The sequence below is a fragment of the Amycolatopsis anabasis genome, assembly GCF_009765355.1.
GTDB classification, from domain to species: Bacteria; Actinomycetota; Actinomycetes; order Mycobacteriales; family Pseudonocardiaceae; genus Amycolatopsis; species Amycolatopsis anabasis.
In genome coordinates, this window is the sequence record NZ_VTHK01000054.1 from 1 (window position 1) to 20,743 (window position 20,743).

A 20,743-nucleotide genomic window follows, 5' to 3' on the forward strand; every position below is an offset into this window, starting at 1 on the left:
GGACGACAAGGCCCACTTCACCTTCCGCGGTGAAGCCAAGCCCTCCGCCGTCCCGGACGCCCCGCCGGTCGATCTCGCCGCCTCGGGTGGCCCGTGGTCCGAGGACGAATCCGAGTACTGACCGCAGCACGGAGACCAGGACAGGCGCCGGGGCAATGTGCCTCGGCGCCTGTCCCGTTGCGGGACGCTCCCGCGTACGTGCGGCCGTGCCGGGGCCGACCGGAGTTTCCGATGAGGACGGACCCCGCCCGGCGCCTTCACGCGATTGGCTCAGGGAAGCGAAGCTCCACCCGTCTGGCGTGTAACAAGGTCTGAGTGGGCGAAGTGGTGATTGCCCTCCGGAATGTCCACCGACCGGGACCCGGCGCGGTGACGGACGGTCCTGTCTACACTCCGCCGTTGTCCCACCTCGGACGCGTTCCACCGGGTGGTTGGCCGGGCGTTCGCCTGGTCGCCATTCTTGGCATGAATACCTTTAATTTCTTCGCGACGGTAAGTGGTAGTGCTTCTTTCCGGTAAAGGTGTTCGGCGGCGGGTATTAGGCGCCGTGTCAACAAGTCTTATGGTGTTGGCGGTCTTCCGTCATCCGAGTCTCAAACCCGTCCGTTCGGGTGAAGTGAATCTGCTTTGCGTAGTTCTCGCTGGTCGATTTGACAATATTTATTTGATCTTTTATGGCCAGGTATCGCGCGGCTTTCACTAGTTTCGGGTAGGGCAATGCTCCTTTTGGCGGTAGTGCATAGGCATTTGGCGGGGGACCGTAGGTGAGCCGTGCCGACGTGGGGGTCGAGGGCAAACATCCGCCGCGAAACATAAGGAGGTAATTGTTTGTGCGCCCTGCAGCGTTAGCTCATCTCCAGCGGGCCGGCTTTTCCGAGTCGCTCGGTGAGCGGCTCGCCGAGCTGGCCCGGCGGCACCGGGTTCCCGGTGCGCAGCTCGCCGTGTGCCGCGGCGCCGATCTGACGGTGGTCCAGGCGGGGGTGGAGGACCCGGATACCGGACGGCCGCTCACCGGCCTCGCGAAGATTCCGGTGGGTTCGATCACCAAGGCGTTCACGGCGACCCTGGCGATGGTGCTGGTGGCGGACGGGGATCTTGAGCTGGACACCCCGGTGGGCGCGATCGCGCCGGGGCTCGGCGGCCGGGCTCGGGCACTGTTCGCCCCGGTCACGGTGCGCCAGTTGCTCAGCCACACCGGTGGGCTGCCGTCTGACCCCGACGAGTCGGCGACGTCCGCGCGGCAGGCGTTCGACCGGCTGCACGGTATCCCGCCGATCTTCCCGCCCGGTGCGGGTTTCTCCTACTCCAATATCGGATACCTGCTGGTCGGCGGCCTCATCGAGGAGATCACCGGGATGCCGTGGGGCGAAGCCATGCGTTCGATCCTGCTGCGGCCGCTGAAGATAGACCCGGCGTTCCTCGGGGATCCGATCGTTCCCGGGCACGCGGTGAACTCGGTGACCGGGCAGGTGCGCGCGGTCGGGCAGACGTTGCCCTCGTGGCTCGCGCCTGCTGGCGCGCTGGCCTTGAGCGCCCGGGATCTGGTCGAGTTCGGGCGGATGCACCTGCTCCCGGGGAACGGCGTGGCGGCGTCCAATCCGCTGGGCGAAGGGGCCGCGGAGCTGCGAAAGGCCGTTCCCGGGGCCGATGCGGCCGGGCTCGCCGACGGGTGGAGCCCGGGGTTCGCGGTGTTCCGGGAAGGGGATCGAACCCGGCTGGGGCACGACGGGATGGCCGACGGCACGGCCTGTTATCTGCGCCTGGATCCGGAGGCGGGCTGGGTGGTCGCCCTGACGACCAACGCCCGCACCGGAACGGCGCTCTGGGAAGACCTGGTGGGGGAACTGCGCCTGGCGGGCCTTCCGGTCCCGCACTATCGGATCCGGCACGACCCGGCTCGGTTACGACCGGTTCCGTCCGATTGCTTCGGAGTTTATCGAAATGGAAATGTCGAATACTCATTGGTAACCCGCGCGGCGGGTGCGCCGGTCCTCGTGGTGGACGGCGAAGCCTATCCCGAGTTCACCCTGGACGAATCCTGGACTTTTTCGGTCGTGGACCCGGATTCCGGCAAACCGCATCCGTGCGGCCGGTTCCTGCGCGACCCGCATACCAGTGCGGTCACCGGTATGCAGATCGGGGGCCGGGTCGCGCAACGGTACCGCGTTCGTTCCTGAACGTACGTTCGGCGAACGAACAAGATCCATAACGATGTGAATCGTCGAAACAGCAGGCGTGACATCTCGGCGCCCGGTAAGCGCCGGATACCGAGTTGTGCCCGAAAGGTGCGAAATCATGAAGCGGCACGAGACGGTCCAGCCCGCACACGAGTACCGGAGCGTCCCGCCCGATCCGGCGAACCGGACGTTGACCGGCAGGTTCGCCGAATGCGTTCGCCGGATGCCGTCGGCCGTCGCGGTGGCCGGGCACGGGGCCGAGCTGACCTACTCGGAACTCGATCTCCGGGCGAATCGGCTGGCGAACCGTCTCCGCCGCCTCGGGGTGCGCCCCGAGCACCGGGTCGGCCTCCTGCTGGACCGCTCCGCCGAGGTGGTGGCGGCGGTGCTCGCGGTGGTGAAGGCGGGGGCGGCCTACGTCCCGCTCGACGCGCGCTCGCCGGACGCCCGGCTGCGGACGGTTCTCGCCGAGGCCGAGGTGTCGGTGCTGCTCACCGATCCCGCCCACGAGGCGACCGCGCGGCGCGTGCACGACGTGGTGACCGTACTGGACGCCGGTTCGGCGCTCGACGAATCCGAGGCGGATCCCGATGTCCCGGTGGATCCGGGCGCGCTGGCCTATGTGATGTTCACGTCCGGTTCGACCGGAGTGCCGAAGGGCGTGGCGGTGTGCCACCGCGACGTGGTCGAGCTGGCCTTCGACGGGCGGTTCCGCGGTGGGGCGCACGGCCGGGTGTTGTTGCATTCGCCGCTGGCGTTCGACGCGTCGACCTATGAGCTGTGGGTGCCGCTGCTGGGCGGTGGCCGGGTCGTGGTGGCGCCGCCCGGTGATCTGGACGTGGACCGGCTGCGCGGGGTGATCGTCGAGCACGACGTTTCCGCGTTGTGGTTGACGGCGGGGTTGTTCCGGGTGGTGGCGCAGGAGGATCCGGGGTGTTTCGCGGGGGTGCGCGAGGTGTGGACCGGCGGGGACGTGGTGCCCGCCGCGTCGGCGCGCCGGGTGCTCGCGGAATGTCCCTATCTGTCCGTTGTGGACGGTTACGGGCCGACCGAGACGACCACGTTCGCCACCTCCTATCGGATGTCCGAGGTCGGTGCGGTGCCGGACGCGGTGCCGATCGGCAGCCCGCTGGACACCATGCGGGCCTACGTGCTCGACGACGGGCTGAGACCGGTGCCGCCGGGCGCCGCGGGTGAACTCCACCTCGCGGGCGCCGGGCTGGCGCGGGGGTATTTCAACCGACCGGGGCTGACCGCGGAGCGGTTCGTGGCGGATCCGTTCGGGGTGACCGGTGAGCGCATGTACCGCACCGGGGATCTGGTGCGGTGGCGGAACGACGGGGTGCTCGAGTTCCTCGGGCGGGTCGACGACCAGGTGAAGATCCGCGGCTTCCGCATCGAACCCGCCGAGGTCGAGGCCGTGCTCGCCGGGCACGCGGACGTCGCCTCGGCCGTGGTGCTCGCCCGGGAGGACCGGACGAGCGCCAAACACCTGGTCGGCTACGTGGTGCCCGTCCCCGGGGCGACCCTGGACCTCGACGAACTCCGCACCCTGGCGGCGGCCACCCTGCCGGACTACCTGGTGCCCTCGGCGCTGGTGCCGCTGGAACACCTGCCGTTGAGCCCGAACGGCAAGGTGGACCGGGCCGCCCTGCCCGCACCCGCGACGAACGGCGCCCGCACCGCGCCGCGCACCGAAACCGAACGCGAGGTCGCGCGGATCTGGGCCGAAGTGCTCGGCGCCGAAGGTGTCGGCGTGGACGAGGACTTCTTCGCGCTCGGCGGCGATTCCATCCTGGGCGTGCAGGTCCTGTCCCGGCTCCGGCGGCGGTTCGGGGCCGAGCTGTCCGCGCGTGCGGTGTTCGACGCGCGCACGGTGGCCGCGCTCGCCGCCCTGCTCCCCGCGACCCCGTCCGCCACCGGGGAGGCGCCGATCGCTCGCGTGCCGCGGGGCCGGGCGCTGCCGCTTTCCTCCGCGCAGCAGCGGTTGTGGTTCCTGGACGAACTGACCGGTGGCGGCACGGCCTACAACACCGGGGTCGGGCTCCGGCTCACCGGCCCGCTGCACGAGGCGGCGCTGGGCGTCGCGCTGGCCGGGTTGTGCGCCCGGCACGAAGCGCTGCGCACGACTTTCGCCACGCGGGACGGACAGCGCGTGCAACTCGTCGCCGAAGCGGGGGAAATCCCGCTGCGCCGGGTCGATCTGTCCACAACGGACGGAACCGGCCTGGACCGGGAACTGGCCGGGGAGCTGGACCGGCCGTTCGACCTGAGCCGGGGGCCGCTGACCCGCGCCCTGCTGGTCCGGCTGGCTTCCGAGGACCACGTGCTCGTGCTCTGCCAGCACCACATCGTGACCGACGGCTGGTCGGTCGGTTTGCTCACCGCGGAACTGCTCGACCGGTATGCGGCCGCGGTGGCCGGACGGGCTCCCGAACTGCCGGAGCTGCCGATCCAGTACCCGGATTTCGCGGTGTGGCAACGGGAAAGGCTGACCGGCGCGGCGCTGGAACCGGACCTGGCGTACTGGCGGGAAACCCTCGCCGGTGTCGAACCGCTCGAACTGCCGACCGACCGGCCCCGGCCCGCGCTGCGGACGACCTCCGGCGCGGTGCACCGGCGCGATCTGCCCGCGGACCTGGTGCGGCGGCTGACCGAAGTCGGGCAGCGGCACCAGGCGACCCTGTTCATGACCCTCACCGCCGCGGTCCAGGCGCTGCTGGCGCGGTACACCGGGCAAACCGATATCGCCGTGGGCACCGCCACCTCCGGCCGGGACCGGGCCGATCTGGAAAGCCTCGCCGGATTCTTCGTCAACACCCTGGTGCTGCGCGCCCAGGCCGAACCGGCCCGGCCCTTCCCCGAATTCATCGGCGAGGTGCGGGAGACCGTGCTGGAGGCGTTCGCGCACGGCGAGGCGCCGTTCGATCTGGTCGTGGACGAGGTCCGGCCGGAACGTGATCCCGGCCGCAGCCCGCTGGTGGAAGCGCTGGTGGTGCTGCAGCAGCCGCTGGTGCGGCCCCGCGAGAGCGCCGGGCTGCGGATCGCCGAACACGCACTGCCCCGGCCCTCGGCCCGGTTCGACCTGGTGATCGAGTTCTGGCCGCGGAACGGCGCGTTGAACCTGACGATCGAGTACAACACGGATCTTTTCGACGCGAGCACGGTCGAGCGGCTGGGCGAGCAGCTGCGCGTGCTGCTCGGCGGGATCGCCGCGGACCCGGACCGGCCGCTGCGCGAACTCCCGGTGCTCACCGATGACCATCGGCGCCGCCTGCTGACCGCGGGGAACGGGGGTGGCGCCGCGGCGCCGGGGACGGTCGTCGAGCGGTTCGCCGACGTGGTGCGAAGATTCCCCGACACCCGTGCGGTCGTGCAGGGCGACCGCGCGTTGACCTATGCCGAACTGGACGTGCGCGCGAATCGGCTCGCGCAATCGCTGGTGCGTCGTGGAGTGCGGCCGGAGGACCGGGTCGCCATCCTGCTGGACCGGTCCGCGGACCTCGTGGTGGCCGTGCTGGCGGTGGTGAAGGCGGGCGGCGCGTACCTGCCGCTGGATCTGCGCGCGCCCGAGGACCGGATGCGGGTGGTCCTGGCCGAGGCCGACGCCGCGTTGGTGCTGACCGATCGGACCTGGCAGGCCACCGCCGACCGGATTCACCGCGGTTCCCCGTTGGTCCTCGGCGACCTCGGCGACGGGCCCGGCGAACCGCCGCGGGTGGAGATCACCCCGGATCACCTGGCCTACACCGAATACACCTCCGGCTCGACCGGCGTGCCGAAGGGCGTGGCGGTGTGCCACCGGGATGTCGTGGCCCTGGCGTTCGACGGGCGATTCGGGAACGGCGCGCACGAGCGGGTGTTGTCGCATTCGCCGCTGGCGTTCGACGCGTCGACCTATGAGCTGTGGGTGCCGCTGCTGAACGGTGGCCGCGTGGTCGTCGCCCCGCAGGGTGAACTGGAGGTGGCGACCCTGCGCCGGGTCATCGCCGAGCACGAGGTATCCGCGTTGTGGTTGACGGCGGGGTTGTTCCGGGTGGTGGCGCAGGAGGATCCGGGGTGTTTCGCGGGGGTGCGCGAGGTGTGGACCGGTGGCGACGTGGTGCCCGCCGCGGCGGTGCGCCGGGTACTGGCCGAGTGCCCGGGATTGTCCGTTGTGGACGGTTACGGGCCGACCGAGACGACCACGTTCGCGACTTCGTACCGGATGTCGGCCGAGGTGCCGGAGGTGGTGCCGATCGGCGGTCCGCTGGACACCATGCGGACCTACGTGCTCGACAGCGGTCTGCGGTTGGCGCCGCCCGGCGCGGTGGGGGAGTTGTACCTGGCCGGTACCGGACTGGCACGCGGATATTTCGGGCGTCCGGGGTTGACCGCGGAGCGGTTCGTGGCGGATCCGTTCGGCGAACCCGGTGAGCGGATGTACCGGACCGGGGATCTGGTGCGGTGGCGGAACGACGGGGTGCTGGAGTTCCTCGGGCGGGCGGACGATCAGGTGAAGATCCGGGGCTTCCGCATCGAACCCGGGGAAATCGAGCGCCTGCTCACCGCCCGGGCGGACATCGCCGAAGCGGTGGTCCTCGCGCATACCGGCTCCGGTCGCAAACGCCTGGTCGCCTACCTGCTGCCGGTCGCCGGGCGGGAACCGGACCACGGCGAACTCCGCCGGGCGCTCGCCGAGGCGCTGCCGGACTACATGGTGCCCGCGGCGTTCGTCACGCTCACCGAACTTCCGCTGGGACGCACCGGAAAACTGGATCGCCGCGCGCTTCCGGCGCCCAGCTTCGACACCGGGGACGGCGAGCCGCGCACCGGAACCGAACGGATCCTGGCCGAGATCTGGGCCGAGGTGCTCGGCCTCGAACGGGTCGGGATCGGCGACAACTTCTTCGAACTCGGCGGCGACTCGATCCTCAGTATCCAGGTGGGCGCTCGCGCCCGGCAGGCCGGTCTGCGGGTGAGCACCCGCGACCTCTTCCGGCACCAGACGATCGAATCCCTGTCGGCCACGGTCACCGCGGAAACCGAGGAGATCGAGGACCGCGGCCCGGTGACCGGTGACGTGCCGCTGACCCCGATCCAGCACTGGTTCTTCGAAACCCAGACCGTCCGCCCGGAACGGTTCGACCAGTCGCTGAGGATCAAGCTCGCGCACGACACAAACGAGGTGGCACTGCGGGCCGCGCTCACCGCGGTGCTCGAACACCACGACGCCCTGCGGATGCGCTTCACCCGCGCGGACGGGACGTGGCGGCAGGACAACGCGCCGGTCGAACCGGCCGACGTGCTGCGAAAATTCGAGCTGTCCGGAGTGGACAGAACCGCCTCGATCGAGCGGATCGCCGACCAGGTTCGGATGGATGCGGATCTGGGCAGCGGCCCGCTGCTGGGTGCGGCGCTGCTCGAGTTCGACGACCGCGCGCCGCTGTTGCTGCTGTCCGCGCACCACCTCGTGGTGGACGGGGTTTCCTGGCGGATCCTGCTCGACGATCTGGACCGGGCCTACCGCGCCGCCGTGGCGGGTGAGCAGCCGGAGCTGGGCCGCCGCTCCACCTCGTACCGGGACTGGGCGCACCGGCTGGCCGAGTACACGCGCACCGGCGGTTTCGCCGGCGAGCTCGCCCACTGGCGGGAATCGGCCGCCGATCCGGCGCTGCCGGTTGACGGTCCGGGCCCGAACACGGCCGGTTCGACGCGTTCGGTGACCGTGCGCCTCGACCGGCGCGACACCGAGGCGTTGCTGCGGGACGTACCGGGCGCGTACCGGACCCGGATCGACGACGTGCTCTTGGCCGCGCTGGGCCGGGTCCTGCGGGACTGGACCGGCCGGGACCGGGTGGCGATCGATCTGGAAGGGCACGGCCGCGAGGACCTGTTCGATCGCGTGGACCTGTCCCGGACCGTCGGCTGGTTCACCGCGCTGTACCCGGTCGTGCTCCCGGCTCCGGCGGGTGACGACTGGGGCACGGCCCTGAAAGCGGTGAAGGAGCAACTGCGCGCGGTGCCGAACCGCGGCCTCGGCTACGGCGCGTTGCGCTACCTCGCGGGCGTCCCCGAACTCCGCGACCGGCCCGGCCCCGAGATCAGCTTCAACTACCTCGGCCGCTTCGAACTCCCCGAATCGGCGCTGTACACCGCGCTGGACGGGGAACTCCGGCTGGACGCCGATCCCGCCGCGCCCCGCGCGCACGCGCTGGACGTGGTCGGCCGCGCGGACGGCGACGGCCTGGAGTTCACCTGGTTCTACTCCGACCGGCTGCACCGGGAACAGACCATCGGCGCGCTGGCGGAGGGTTTCGCGGCCGCCCTGCGCGGGATCATCCGGCACTGCGCGGAGCCGGGCGCGGGTGGGCGCACGCCGTCGGACTTCCCGCTGGCCGGGCTGGATCAGTCCATTGTGGATTCCCTGGTGGGGGACGGCCGGGAGGTGGAGGACGTCTACCCGCTGACGCCGATGCAGGCGGGCATGGTCTTCCACGGCCTCACCCAGGAAGACCAGCGGGTCTACTTCGAACAGACCACCTTCGTGCTGGATGGCGTGCCGGACCCCGCCGTGCTCGGCCGCGCCTGGCAGCAGGTGGTCGACCGGACGCCGGTGCTGCGCAGCCGGATCGCCTGGGAAGGGGTCGGCGAACCGCTTCAGGTGGTGCACCGAGCGGCCCGGTTGCCGATCCGGCACCTGGATTGGACGAAGCAAACCGCGGACGAAAACGAGCACGCGCTGCGCCGCCTGCTCGACGACGACTTCGCCGAGGGGTTGGAGCTCACCGCGGCCCCGGTGCAGCGGGTGACGCTGGTCCGGCTGTCGGCGACCGAGGTGCGGGTGCTGTGGACGTTCCACCACGTGCTGCTGGACGGCTGGAGCGTCTTCGGCGTGCTGTCCGATGTCTTCGCCTGCCACGCGGCCCTGCTGCGGGGCAGCGGGCAGCCCTCGATCGGCGCCCGCCGACCGTTTCGGGACTACGTCGACTGGCTCCGGCGCCAGGACGAGGTGCGGGCCGAGGCGCATTGGCGGGGTGTGCTCGCCGGGTTCGACCCGCCCACGCCGCTTCCCTTCGATCGACCGCCCGCCCGGGCCCACACCACCCGGTCGGCCGACAAGGTGACCCTGGCACTCGACGAGGCCGAATCCGCGCGCCTGTCCCGGTTCGCCCGGCGGAACCGGCTGACGCACAACGCGATCGTCCAGGGCGCCTGGGCGTCGCTGCTCGCGCGGTACAGCGGTGAACGCGAAGTGTGCTTCGGCGCCACGGTGTCTGGGCGCCCGGTGGAACTGTCCGGAGTGGACGACATCATCGGGATCTTCATCAACACCCTCCCGGTGCGAGCCGAACTGGACGGCGAAACCGGGGCGGTGGACTGGTTGCGGAGCCTGCAACTCGCACAGGCCGAATCGCGGTGGTTCGACCACGTGCCGCTGAACCGGATCCAGGGCTGGAGCGGGCTGCCCGGCGGGGTGAACCTGTTCGACAGCATCGTGGTGTTCGAGAACTACCCGATCGACGCCGGCGCGGCGGCGGCGCACGGCCTCGCGCTGCGCGATCTCGAAGCCGCGGAGCGGACGAACTACCCGCTCAGCCTGGTGGCCTATCCGGGGAAGCGCCTCTCCCTGGCGCTGGGTTATGACCGCGAACTGTTCGACCGGGCGACCGTCGAGCGGATGATCGGGCAGCTGCGGACCCTGCTGCTCGGCATGCTCGCCGAACCCGACCGCCCGGTGTCGCGGATCCCGTTGCTGGGCGAGGACGAGCGGCGGCGGGTCCTGACCGAATGGAACGCCACCGACCGCCCGTCCCCGGCCGGGGCGCTGCCGGAACTGTTCGCCGCCCAGGTGCGGCGGGCCCCGGACGCCATGGCGGTCGTGGCGATGGACCGGTCGCTGAGCTACCGGGAACTGGACGCGGCCGCGAACCGGCTCGCGCGGCGGCTGCTGCGCCTCGGGGTGCGCGCCGAGGACCGGGTCGCCGTGCTGATGGAACGGTCCGCCGACCTGATCGTCGCCGAACTCGCGATCGTCAAGGCGGGCGGCGCGTACCTGCCGCTGGACACCCGGGCCCCCGAAGCGCGGCTGAGCCTGCTGCTCACCGAGGCGAGCGCGGACGTCGTGGTCGCGGACGAGACCTGGTGGCCCATTGCCGAGCGGATCCATCCCGGGCGGCTGCTCGCGGTCGAGCAGGACGAACCGGACACCCCGCCGGAAGTGCCGGTGGATTCCGGGCAACTCGCGTACGTCATCTACACCTCCGGTTCGACCGGGCAGCCGAAGGGCGTCTCCGCCCGCCACCGGGACGTGACCGCGCTCGCCTTCGACCGCGCGTTCACCGGCGGCGCGCACGAACGCGTGCTGCTGCATTCGCCGCAGGCGTTCGACGCGTCGACCTACGAGCTGTGGGCGCCGCTGCTGAACGGCGGGCGGGTGGTCGTGGCGCCGCCCGGGGAACCGGACGTCGAGGTGTTCCGGCGGGTGATCGCGGAGCACGGGGTGACCGGGGCGTTCTTCACCACCGGCCTGTTCCGGCTGATCGCGCAGGAGGCGCCGGAGTGCTTCGCCGGGATGCGCGAGGTGTGGACCGGCGGGGACGCGGTGCCCGCGGCCGCGCTGCGGCGCGTGCTGACCGCCTGCCCGGGGCTGGTGGTCGCGGACGTCTACGGACCGACCGAGACCACGACGTTCGCCACCTTCCGCCGGATGTCCGCTGTGGACGAGGTGCCGGAGGTGGTGCCGATCGGGCGGACGCTGGACAACATGCGCGCCTACGTCGTGGACGCCGGGGGCGAGCCGGTGCCGCCCGGGGTGCCCGGTGAACTGTGGCTGGCCGGCGCCGGGGTCGCGCGCGGTTACCTCGACCGGCCCGGCCTGACCGCCGAGCGGTTCGTCGCCGATCCGTTCGCCGCCGACGGAACCCGGCTGTACCGGACCGGGGACGTGGTCCGGTGGACCGAGGACGGCGAGTTGCGGTTCGTCGGCCGGGTCGACGAGCAGGTCAAGATCCGGGGCTTCCGGATCGAGCTGAGCGAGGTCGAGGCCGCGCTCGGCGCGCATCCCGCGCTGGCCCAGGCGGCCGTGCTCGCCCGCGAGGACCAGCCGGGGAGCAAACGCCTGGTGGCCTACGTGGTCGCCGAACCGGGCGCGGCCGCGCCGAACGGCGGCGAACTCCGGGAGTTCCTCGGCCACCGGCTGCCGGACTACATGGTGCCGTCCGCGTTCGTCGCCCTGGACCGGCTGCCGCTCAACGTCAACGGGAAACTCGACCGGAATGCCTTGCCGGAACCCGATTTCGCGGCCGCCCCGGCCGCGGGGTACCGGGCACCGCGCACCGAGGCGGAACGGGCGCTGGCCGAGATCTGGGCCCGGGTGCTCGGCGTGGACCGGGTCGGCATCGACGACGACTTCTTCGAACTGGGCGGCGATTCGATCCTGTCCCTCCAGGTGGTCTCCCGGGCGCGGCAGGCCGGATTCCGGTTGCTGCCGGGCGATCTGTTCACCTGCCAGACCGTCGCCGCGCTCGCCGCGGCCGCGACCGTGCCGGAGGAAGCGGCCGAACGCGGACCGGTGACCGGGGCCGTGCCGCTGACCCCGATCCAGCACTGGTTCTTCGCGACGCGCCAAGATCCGCGCAGCGACCAGTGCGTTCGCGTGGAACTCACCGGGCCGCCGGATCTGGCCGCGCTGCGCCGCGCGCTCGAAGCCGTGCTCGAGCACCACGATGCCCTGCGGATGCGGTTCCACCGCGACGACGGCGGCTGGCGGCAGCACAACGCGGCACCCGGGGAAGTCCCGGTGTCCCTGCGCGTGGCCAACGGACCGGCCCCGGACGCGGATCTCGGGCGCGGGCCGCTGCTGCGCGCGGTCGTGTCCCTGCCCGGCCCGGACGCGCGGCCGACTCTGCTTTTGTCCGCATGTCACCTCGTGGTGGACGGCGTGTCCTGGCGGATCCTGCTGGAGGATCTGGACCGGGCCTACCGGCAGGCGCGTTCCGGCGCGGAGCCGGAGCTGGGCCGCCGGTCGACCTCCTTCCAGGACTGGGCGCGCCGGCTCGACGAGTACGCGCGGGCCGGTGGCTTCGACGCCGAACTGGACCACTGGGCGGATCGGTTCCACGGTTCCGGGCCGCTGCCGGTGGACGGGGACGGCGCGAACACGGTCGGCTCGATGCGGGCGCACACCGTCCGGCTGACCGGCGCGGAAACCGCGGCGCTGCTGCACGAGGTGCCCTCGGTGTACCGGACGCGGGTCAACGACGTGCTGCTCGCCGCGCTCGGCCGGGTGCTGCGCGGGTGGACCGGTCACGACCGCGTGGTGATCGACCTGGAAGGCCACGGTCGCGAGGAACTTCCCGAAGAGGTCGACCTGTCCCGGACGGTCGGCTGGTTCACCTCGATGTTCCCGGTGGCCCTGGACCTCCCGGCCGGGGACGACTGGGGCGGCACGCTCAAAGCGGTGAAGGAACAGCTGCGCGCGGTTCCCCGCCGGGGCTTGGGGTACGGCGCCTTGCGCTACCTCGCGCGGGCCCCCGAGCTGACCGGGCAGCCCGCCCCCGAGATCAGCTTCAACTACCTCGGCCGGTTCGACTGGGCCTTCGACGGGGACGGCCTGTGCCACGCGGTGCGCGGCGGGCTGGACGCCGAGGAGGGCCCCGAGGTGCCCCGCCCGCATCTGCTGGACGTGGTGGGCCGGGTCGACGGGGACGCGCTGGAATTCACCTGGTACTCCTCGCCGAACCGGCACCGGCCGGAAACCGTGGCGGCCGTCGCCGGGGAGTTCCTCGCGGCCCTGCGCGGGATCATTCGGCACTGCGCGGAGCCGGGTGCCGGTGGGCGCACGCCGTCGGACTTCCCGCTGGCCGGGCTGGATCAGTCCACTGTGGACTTCCTGGCCGGGGACGGCCGGGCGGTCGAGGACGTGTACCCGCTGACGCCGATGCAGGCGGGCATGGTCTTCCACGGCCTGTCCCAGGGCGATCAGGGCGTCTACTTCCAGCAGATCGAGTTCGAACTCGCCGGGGTGGACCGGCCCGAACTGTTCGCGCGGGCCTGGCAGCACGTGGTCGACCGGACGCCGGTGCTGCGCAGCCGCGTGGTGTGGGAAGGCGTGCGCGAACCGCTGCAGGTGGTGCGACGCCACGTCACCGTGCCGGTCACCGTGCACGACTGGCGGGAGGAGTCAACCCCGGACAACTGGCGGCGACTGCTCGAGCGGGACCGCGCCGAGAAGTTCGATCTCGCCGAGGCGCCGCTGCTGCGGGTTTCGCTCGTCCGGTTGTCCGACACCGAGATCCGCGTGCTGTGGACGTTCCACCACGTACTGCTGGACGGCTGGAGCGTCTTCGGCGTGCTGGAGGACGTGTTCACCTGCCACGCGGCACTGCGGCGCGGCGCGGAACCGGAACTGCCGGACCGGCGACCCTTCCGGGACTACGTCGCCTGGTGGCAGCGGCAGGAGGAGGACCTCGCGGAGGACCACTGGCGCCGGGCGTTCGCCGGATTCGACGCGCCCACCCCGCTGCCGTACGACCGGCCGCCGGTCGCGGCGCACCACTCCCGGTCGTCGGAGTGGCTGACCCTGGACCTGGGGGAGGCGCAGACCCAGCGGCTGCGCGACTTCGCCCAGCGCAACGGGCTCACCCTGAACACGACGCTGCAGGGCGCCTGGGCGCTGCTGCTGTCCCGGTACAGCGGGGAGCGCGCGGTGTGCTTCGGCACCACGGTGTCCGGCCGCCCGGCCGATCTGCCCGGCGCGGACGAGATCACCGGGATCTTCATCAACACCCTCCCGGTCCGGGCCGAGGTGGACGACGCGGCGAACGTGGTGCCGTGGCTGCGCGCGCTGCAGGCCGCGCAGGTCGAAGCGCGGCGGTTCGAATACGTGCCGCTGACCCGGGTCCAGGGCTGGAGCGGCCTGCCGGGCGGGGTGAACCTGTTCGACAGCATCGTGGTGTTCGAGAACTACCCGATCACCAGCGACGAAGCCGCCGCGCACGGTCTCCGGCTGCGCAAGCTGAACGCGGTCGAGACGACGAGCTACCCGCTGAGCGTGGTCGCCTCCCCGGGGCGGCGGCTGTCGATCGACTTCGGGTACGACCCGGCCCTGTTCGACACCTCGTCGGTGCAACGAATCGCCGAGCAGCTGGTCCGGTTCCTCGATCGGGTGGTGGCGGATCCGGCCGTTCCGCTCGGCGCGATCGATCTGCTCGGCGCCGGGGAACGGCGGCTCGTGCTGGAGCGGTGGAACGACACCGCGCGCGCGGAGGTGACCGGAAGCCTGCCCGCACTGTTCGCCGAACAGGTGCGGCGGACCCCGGACGCGCCCGCGCTGGTGGCCGACGGCCGTTCGCTGAGCTACGCGGAACTGGATTCGTGGTCGAACCGGCTGGCGCACCGCTTGCTGCGCCGGGGTGTCCGGCCCGAGGACCGGGTCGCCGTGCTGATGGAGCGGTCGATCGAGGCGCTCGTCGCGGAACTGGCGATCGTGAAGGCGGGCGGCGCCTACCTCCCGCTGGACAACCGTGCCCCCGAGGCGCGGCTGGGGCTGCTGCTCGACGAGGCGGGCGCGGACCTGGTCCTCGCGGATGTCCGCTGGTGGCCGACCGCGGAGAAGCTCCGGTCCGGCCGGTTGGTCGCGGTGACCGAGGTGGCGGGGGAGCCGGACACCCCGCCGGAGGTCGCGGTGGATCCCGGGCAACTCGCGTACGTCATCCACACCTCGGGATCGACCGGGCAGCCGAAGGGCGTCGCGGTCCGGCACCGGGACGTGGTGGCGCTCGCGTCCGACCGCGGATTCGCCGGTGGCGCGCACGAACGCGTGCTGTCGCATTCCCCGCTGGCGTTCGACGCGTCGACCTACGAGCTGTGGGTGCCGCTGCTGAACGGCGGCCGGGCCGTGCTGGTGCCGCCCGGTACGCCGGACGTGGAGACCTTGCGCCGCGTGATCGCCGAGCACGAGGTGACCGGGGCGTTCTTCACCACCGGCCTGTTCCGCGTGGTGGCGCAGGAGGCGCCGGAGTGCTTCGCGGGGATGCGGGAGGTGTGGACCGGCGGGGACGCGGTGCCCGCGGCCGCGCTGCGCCGGGTGCTGGCGGCGTGCCCCGGCCTGGTGGTCGCGGACGTCTACGGACCGACGGAAACCACGACGTTCGCCACCTTCCGCCGGATGTCCACTGTGGACGAGGTGCCGGAGGTGGTGCCGATCGGGCGGCCGCTGGACAACATGCGCGCCTACGTCCTGGACCGGGGGCTGCGCCCGGTCCCACCGGGTGCGGCGGGTGAGCTGTACCTGGCCGGAGCCGGGCTGGCCCGGGGGTATCTCGGCCGCCCGGGGCTGACCGCGGACCGGTTCGTCGCCGATCCGTTCGCCGCCGACGGAACCCGGCTGTACCGGACCGGGGACGTGGTCCGCTGGACCGAGGACGGCGAACTGGAATTCGTCGGGCGCACCGACGACCAGGTGAAGATCCGCGGTTTCCGCATCGAACCGGCCGAGATCGAGGCCGCCCTGGCCGCGCATCCGGCACTGGCCCAGGCCGCCGTGCTCGCCCGCGGCGACCAGCCCGGGGCCCGGCAACTGGTCGGCTACCTGGTGCCGGAGGCGGGCGCGGCCGTGCCCGCGACGGCCGAACTGCGGCAGTTCCTCGGTCGCACGCTACCCGACTACATGGTGCCGTCGGCGTTCGTGCCGTTACCGGAGCTTCCGTTGAACGTCAACGGAAAACTGGATTGGCGGGCGCTGCCCGCGCCCGAGTTCGGCACCGAGGAAGCGAGCGCGCCGGAGACCGAGGCCGAACGGGCGATGGCCGAGATCTGGTCCGAGGTGCTCGGCGTGCCCGGGGTCGGTCCCGGGGACAACTTCTTCGAGCTGGGCGGCGATTCGATCCTGTCCATCCAGGTGGTGTCCCGGGCGCGGCAGGCCGGTCTGGGCAACCTGGTGCCGAGCGACCTCTTCCGCCATCCCACGATCGCCGAGCTGACCGCGAACGCGGCCGAAGCCCCGGTGACCCTGGCCGAACAGGGCCCGGTGACCGGCGAGGTCCCGTTGACGCCGATCCAGCGCTGGTTCTTCGCCACCCACGCGGTCAACCCGGAGCGGTTCGACCAGTCGCTCCGGATCGAGCTCGCGCACGACACGGACGAATTCGCGTTGCGGGCCGCCCTGTCCGCGCTGCTGGAGCACCACGACGCGTTGCGCATGCGGTACGAACCGGACGAGGGCCGGTGGCGCCAGCACAACGCGCCGGTGGCCGACGTGGATCCGCTGCTGCTCGTCGACTTGTCCACTGTGGACGCCGAGCGGCAGGACGCCGAGATCGCCGAGATCTGCGTGGAGGCACACCAGTCGTTCGTGCTCGATCGCGGGCCGCAGCTGTGCGCGGTGCTGTTCGCCCGGGGCGCCGAGCGGCGGCCGGTGCTCTTCCTGGCGGCACACCACCTCGTGGTGGACGGCGTGTCCTGGCGCATCCTGCTGGACGACCTGGAAACCGGGTACCGGCAGGCGATCCAGGGGCAGCGGGTGCGGCTGCGGCCCAAGACCACGTCGTTCCGGACGTGGGCGCGGCGGCTGGCCGAACGGGCCGCCGCGGGTGGTTTCGACGCCGAACGCGAGTACTGGCGCGGCATCGGCCGCGCGTGCCCGGGCACGCTGCCCGTGGAGCGGGCGGGAACCAACACGATCGCCTCCACCCGGGAGGTCGTGGTCCGGCTCGGCCCGGACGAGACCCGGGCGTTGCTGCGGGACGTCCCGGGGGTCTACCGGACCCGGATCGACGACGTGCTGCTGGCCGCGCTGGGCAAGTCCCTGCGGGACTGGACCGGCCGCGACCGGGTGCTGATCGGGCTGGAGGGGCACGGCCGCGAGGAGTTCGCCGCCGGTCTCGACCTGTCCCGCACGGTCGGCTGGTTCACCTCGATGTACCCCGTCGAACTCGACGTCTCCCCGCGGGGTGGCTGGGGCGCCGTCCTGAAGTCGGTGAAGGAGCAGTTGCGGGCGATCCCGGGCCGCGGGCTCGGTTACGGCGTGCTGCGCCACCTCGTCGGGGAACTGGGCGACGCGCCCGCACCCCGGCTCTCCTTCAACTACCTCGGCCGGTTCGACGCTCCCGAACCGGGCGGGCCGGGCATGTACCAACTTGTGGGCGGGCTGGAAGCCGATGTCGATCCGGAGGCGGTCCGCCCGCACCAGCTCGACGTGGTCGGCCGGATCGACGGCGAAGAACTGGAACTGACCTGGTACTACTCGGTGAACCTGCACCGCGAGGACACCGTCCGCACGCTCGCCCGGGAGTTGCTCGGGAACCTGCGCGGGATCATCCGGCACTGCGCGGAGCCGGGCGCGGGTGGGCGCACGCCGTCGGACTTCCCGCTGGCCGGGCTGGATCAGTCCATTGTGGACTCCCTGGTCGGGGACGGCCGGGAGGTGGAGGACGTCTACCCGCTGACGCCGATGCAGGCGGGCATGGTCTTCCACGGCGTGTCGCAGAGCGAGCAGGGCGTCTACTTCGAACAGGCGAGTTTCGTCCTGGACGGCGTCCAGGATCCGGACCTGCTGGCCCGCGCCTGGCAACTCGTGGTGGACCGCACGCCGGTGCTGCGCAGTTCGGTGCGCTACGCGGAACTGGCGCAGCCGGTGCAGGTGGTATGGCGGGCGGTCGCCGTCCCGATCGAACACCTGGACTGGACCGGGTTCTCCGAGGCGGAACGGGAGGCCGCACTGCGGCGCCTGCTGGCGAGCGACCGGGAACGGGGGATCGATCTGACCACCGCGCCGCTGCTGCGGCTCGTCCTCATCCGGCTTTCCGCGAACCGGGTGCGGGTGGTGTGGACGTTCCACCACGTGCTGCTGGACGGCTGGAGCGTCTTCGGGGTCCTCTCGGACGTCTTCGCCGCGCATGCCGCGCTGGCCCGGGACGTCCGCCCGCGGTTGCCCGACCGGCCGCCGTTCCGCGCGTACCTGGAATGGCTCGGCGAACGGGACCGGGGCGAGGCCGAGGAGTTCTGGCGCCGCACCCTGTCCGGGGTCACCGGCCCCACACCGCTCCCGTACGACCGGCCCCCGGCGACCGGGCACGCGAGCTGGTCCGGCGCATGGCTGCACCGGACGCTGGCCGAGGAGGACACCGCTCGCCTGGCCGAGTTCACCCGCCGCCACGGCCTCACCATGAACGTCCTGGTCCAGGGCGCGTGGGCGCTGCTGCTGGCGCGGCACAGCGGCCGGGACGACGTGGTGTTCGGCGCGACGGTCTCCGGCCGTCCCGCCGAACTGCCGGACGTGGACGAGATCATCGGGATCTTCATCAACACCCTGCCGGTGCGGGTCGCGGTGAATCCGGCGGCGAACGTGGTGCCGTGGCTGCGCGGGCTGCAGGCCGCGCAGGCCGAGGCGCGGCAGTTCGACCACGTGTCCCTGGCCGAACTGCGATCCTGGGCCGAACTGCCCGGCGGGGTGAACCTGGCCGAGAGCCTCGTGGTGTTCGAGAACTACCCGATCAACGACGAGGCCGCCGCCGAGCACGGGCTGCGGGTGCACGGGCTCCAGGCGCGGGAAACCACCAACTTCCCGCTCAGCGTGGTCGCCTCACCCGGCCCCGAGTTGTCGGTCGAACTCGGCTACGACCCCGTCCTGTTCGACGCGGGAACCGCGGAACGTTTGGTTGTCCGACTGTTGACTCTGCTCACCGAACTGGTCGCCGCGCCGGACCGGCCGCTGTCCCGGTTGCCGATGCTGACCGCGGCCGAGGAACACCAGGTGCTGGTCGCGTGGAACGCCACCGGGTGGGCGGAACCGGGCACGGTGACCGGCCGGTTCGCCGAGATCGTGCGGCGGTGGCCGGATTCCCCGGCCGTCGTCGGCGACGGCCGCGCGCTGACCTACGCGGAGCTGGACCTGCGCGCCAACCGGCTGGCCCACCGGCTGCTGCGGCTGGGCGTCCGCCCGGAGGATCGGGTCGGGATCCTGCTCGACCGGTCCGCCGACCTGGTGGTGGCCGTGCTCGCGGTGCTCAAGGCGGGCGGGGCGTACCTGCCGCTCGACCCGCGTGCCCCGGGGCTCCGGATGCGGCGGGTGCTGACCGAGGCGGATGCCCCGGTGGTGCTGGCCGACCGGGCCTGGGCGGCGACCGCGTCCTCGGTCCACAGCGGACAGACCTTGTTCGTGGACGACCCGTCCCTGGCCGGGGAGCCGCCGGAGGACCCGGCCGTGGCCGCCGATCCCGAGCGGCTCGCGTACGTGATGTACACGTCCGGATCCACCGGGACGCCCAAGGGCGTGGCCGTGCGGCACGCCGACGTGGTCGCCCTCGCCGCGGATCGCCGGTTCGCCGGCGCCGCCGGGCAGCGAGTGCTGGCGCATTCCCCGACCGCGTTCGACGCGTCGACCTACGAACTGTGGGCGCCGCTGCTGCGCGGTGGCCAGGTCGTGGTCGCGCCTCCGGGCGACGTGGACGCGGAGGTGCTCCGGCGGGCGATCGCGGTACACCGGGTGACCGGGCTCTGGCTGACCGCGGGCCTGTTCCGGCTGGTCGCCCAGGAGGCCCCGGACGCGCTCGCCGGGCTCCGCGAGGTGTGGACCGGCGGGGACGTGGTGCCCGCGGCGGCGGTGCGCTCGGTGCTGCGCGCCTGTCCTGGGCTGTCCGTTGTGGACGGTTACGGGCCGACGGAGACGACCACGTTCGCGACTTCGTACCGGATGTCGGCCGAGGTGCCGGAGGTGGTGCCGATCGGCGGGCCGCTGGACGGGATGCGGGCCTACGTGCTCGACGGTGACCTGCGCCCGGCGCCGCCCGGGATCGCCGGGGAGCTGTACCTCGCGGGCGCCGGGCTGGCGCGGGGTTACCTCGGCAACCCCGGGCTGACCGCGGAACGGTTCGTGGCGAACCCGTTCGGCGAACCCGGGTCGAGGATGTACCGGACCGGGGACTTGGTGCGGTGGCGGAACGACGGGGTGCTGGAGTTCCTCGGCCGCGCCGACGACCAGGTGAAGATCCGCGGGTTCCGGGTCGAACTCGGCGAGGTCGAGGCGGCGCTCGCCGCGCATCCCGGGGTGGCCCAGGCCGCCGTGCTCGCGCGGGAAGACCGGCCCGGTGCGAAGCTGCTGACCGCGTATCTGGTGCCCGTGGATCCGGCGGTGCCGCCGGAACCGCCCGCGCTGCGGGAGTTCCTCGGCCGGACCTTGCCGGACTACCAGATTCCGGTCGCGTTCGTATCGCTGACCGAACTCCCGTTGAGCGGCAACGGAAAACTGGATCGCCGGGCGCTACCGGCGCCAGCACAGGCGCCCGCGACCGCATACGTGCCGCCGGAGACCGACACCGAGCACACCGTCGCCGGGATCTGGGCCGAGGTGCTCGGCCGCGAGCGGATCGGGGTCGAGGACAACTTCTTCGACCTCGGCGGCGATTCCCTGCGGAGCCTGCATATCGCCACCCGGGCCACGGCGATCTTCGGAGTGCCGGTCAAACCTCGTGACGTGCTGACCACCCCCACCATCGCCGCGTTCGCGGAGGCGGTGGAGGAGAAGGTCCTCGCGGACCTCGAACGGGCCGCCTTCGGTGACGCATCCGACCAGGAAGTGTGAGGAA

At 72.1% G+C, this 20,743-nt stretch carries 2 protein-coding genes; both read left to right on the forward strand.

Translation table 11 applies throughout. The features are described 5' to 3' along the window. Positions 1-830: 830 nt before the first annotated feature. On the forward strand, positions 831-2,177 hold the full coding sequence (locus FXO23_RS41020) for a serine hydrolase domain-containing protein (RefSeq protein WP_246258327.1): 1,347 nt from the start codon (positions 831-833) through the stop codon (positions 2,175-2,177). A 118-nt stretch (positions 2,178-2,295) separates the two neighbouring features. Beyond that, positions 2,296-20,739, forward strand: a complete 18,444-nt coding sequence (locus tag FXO23_RS41025) for a non-ribosomal peptide synthetase (RefSeq protein WP_158892622.1) — start codon at positions 2,296-2,298, stop codon at positions 20,737-20,739. Positions 20,740-20,743: the final 4 nt, after the last annotated feature.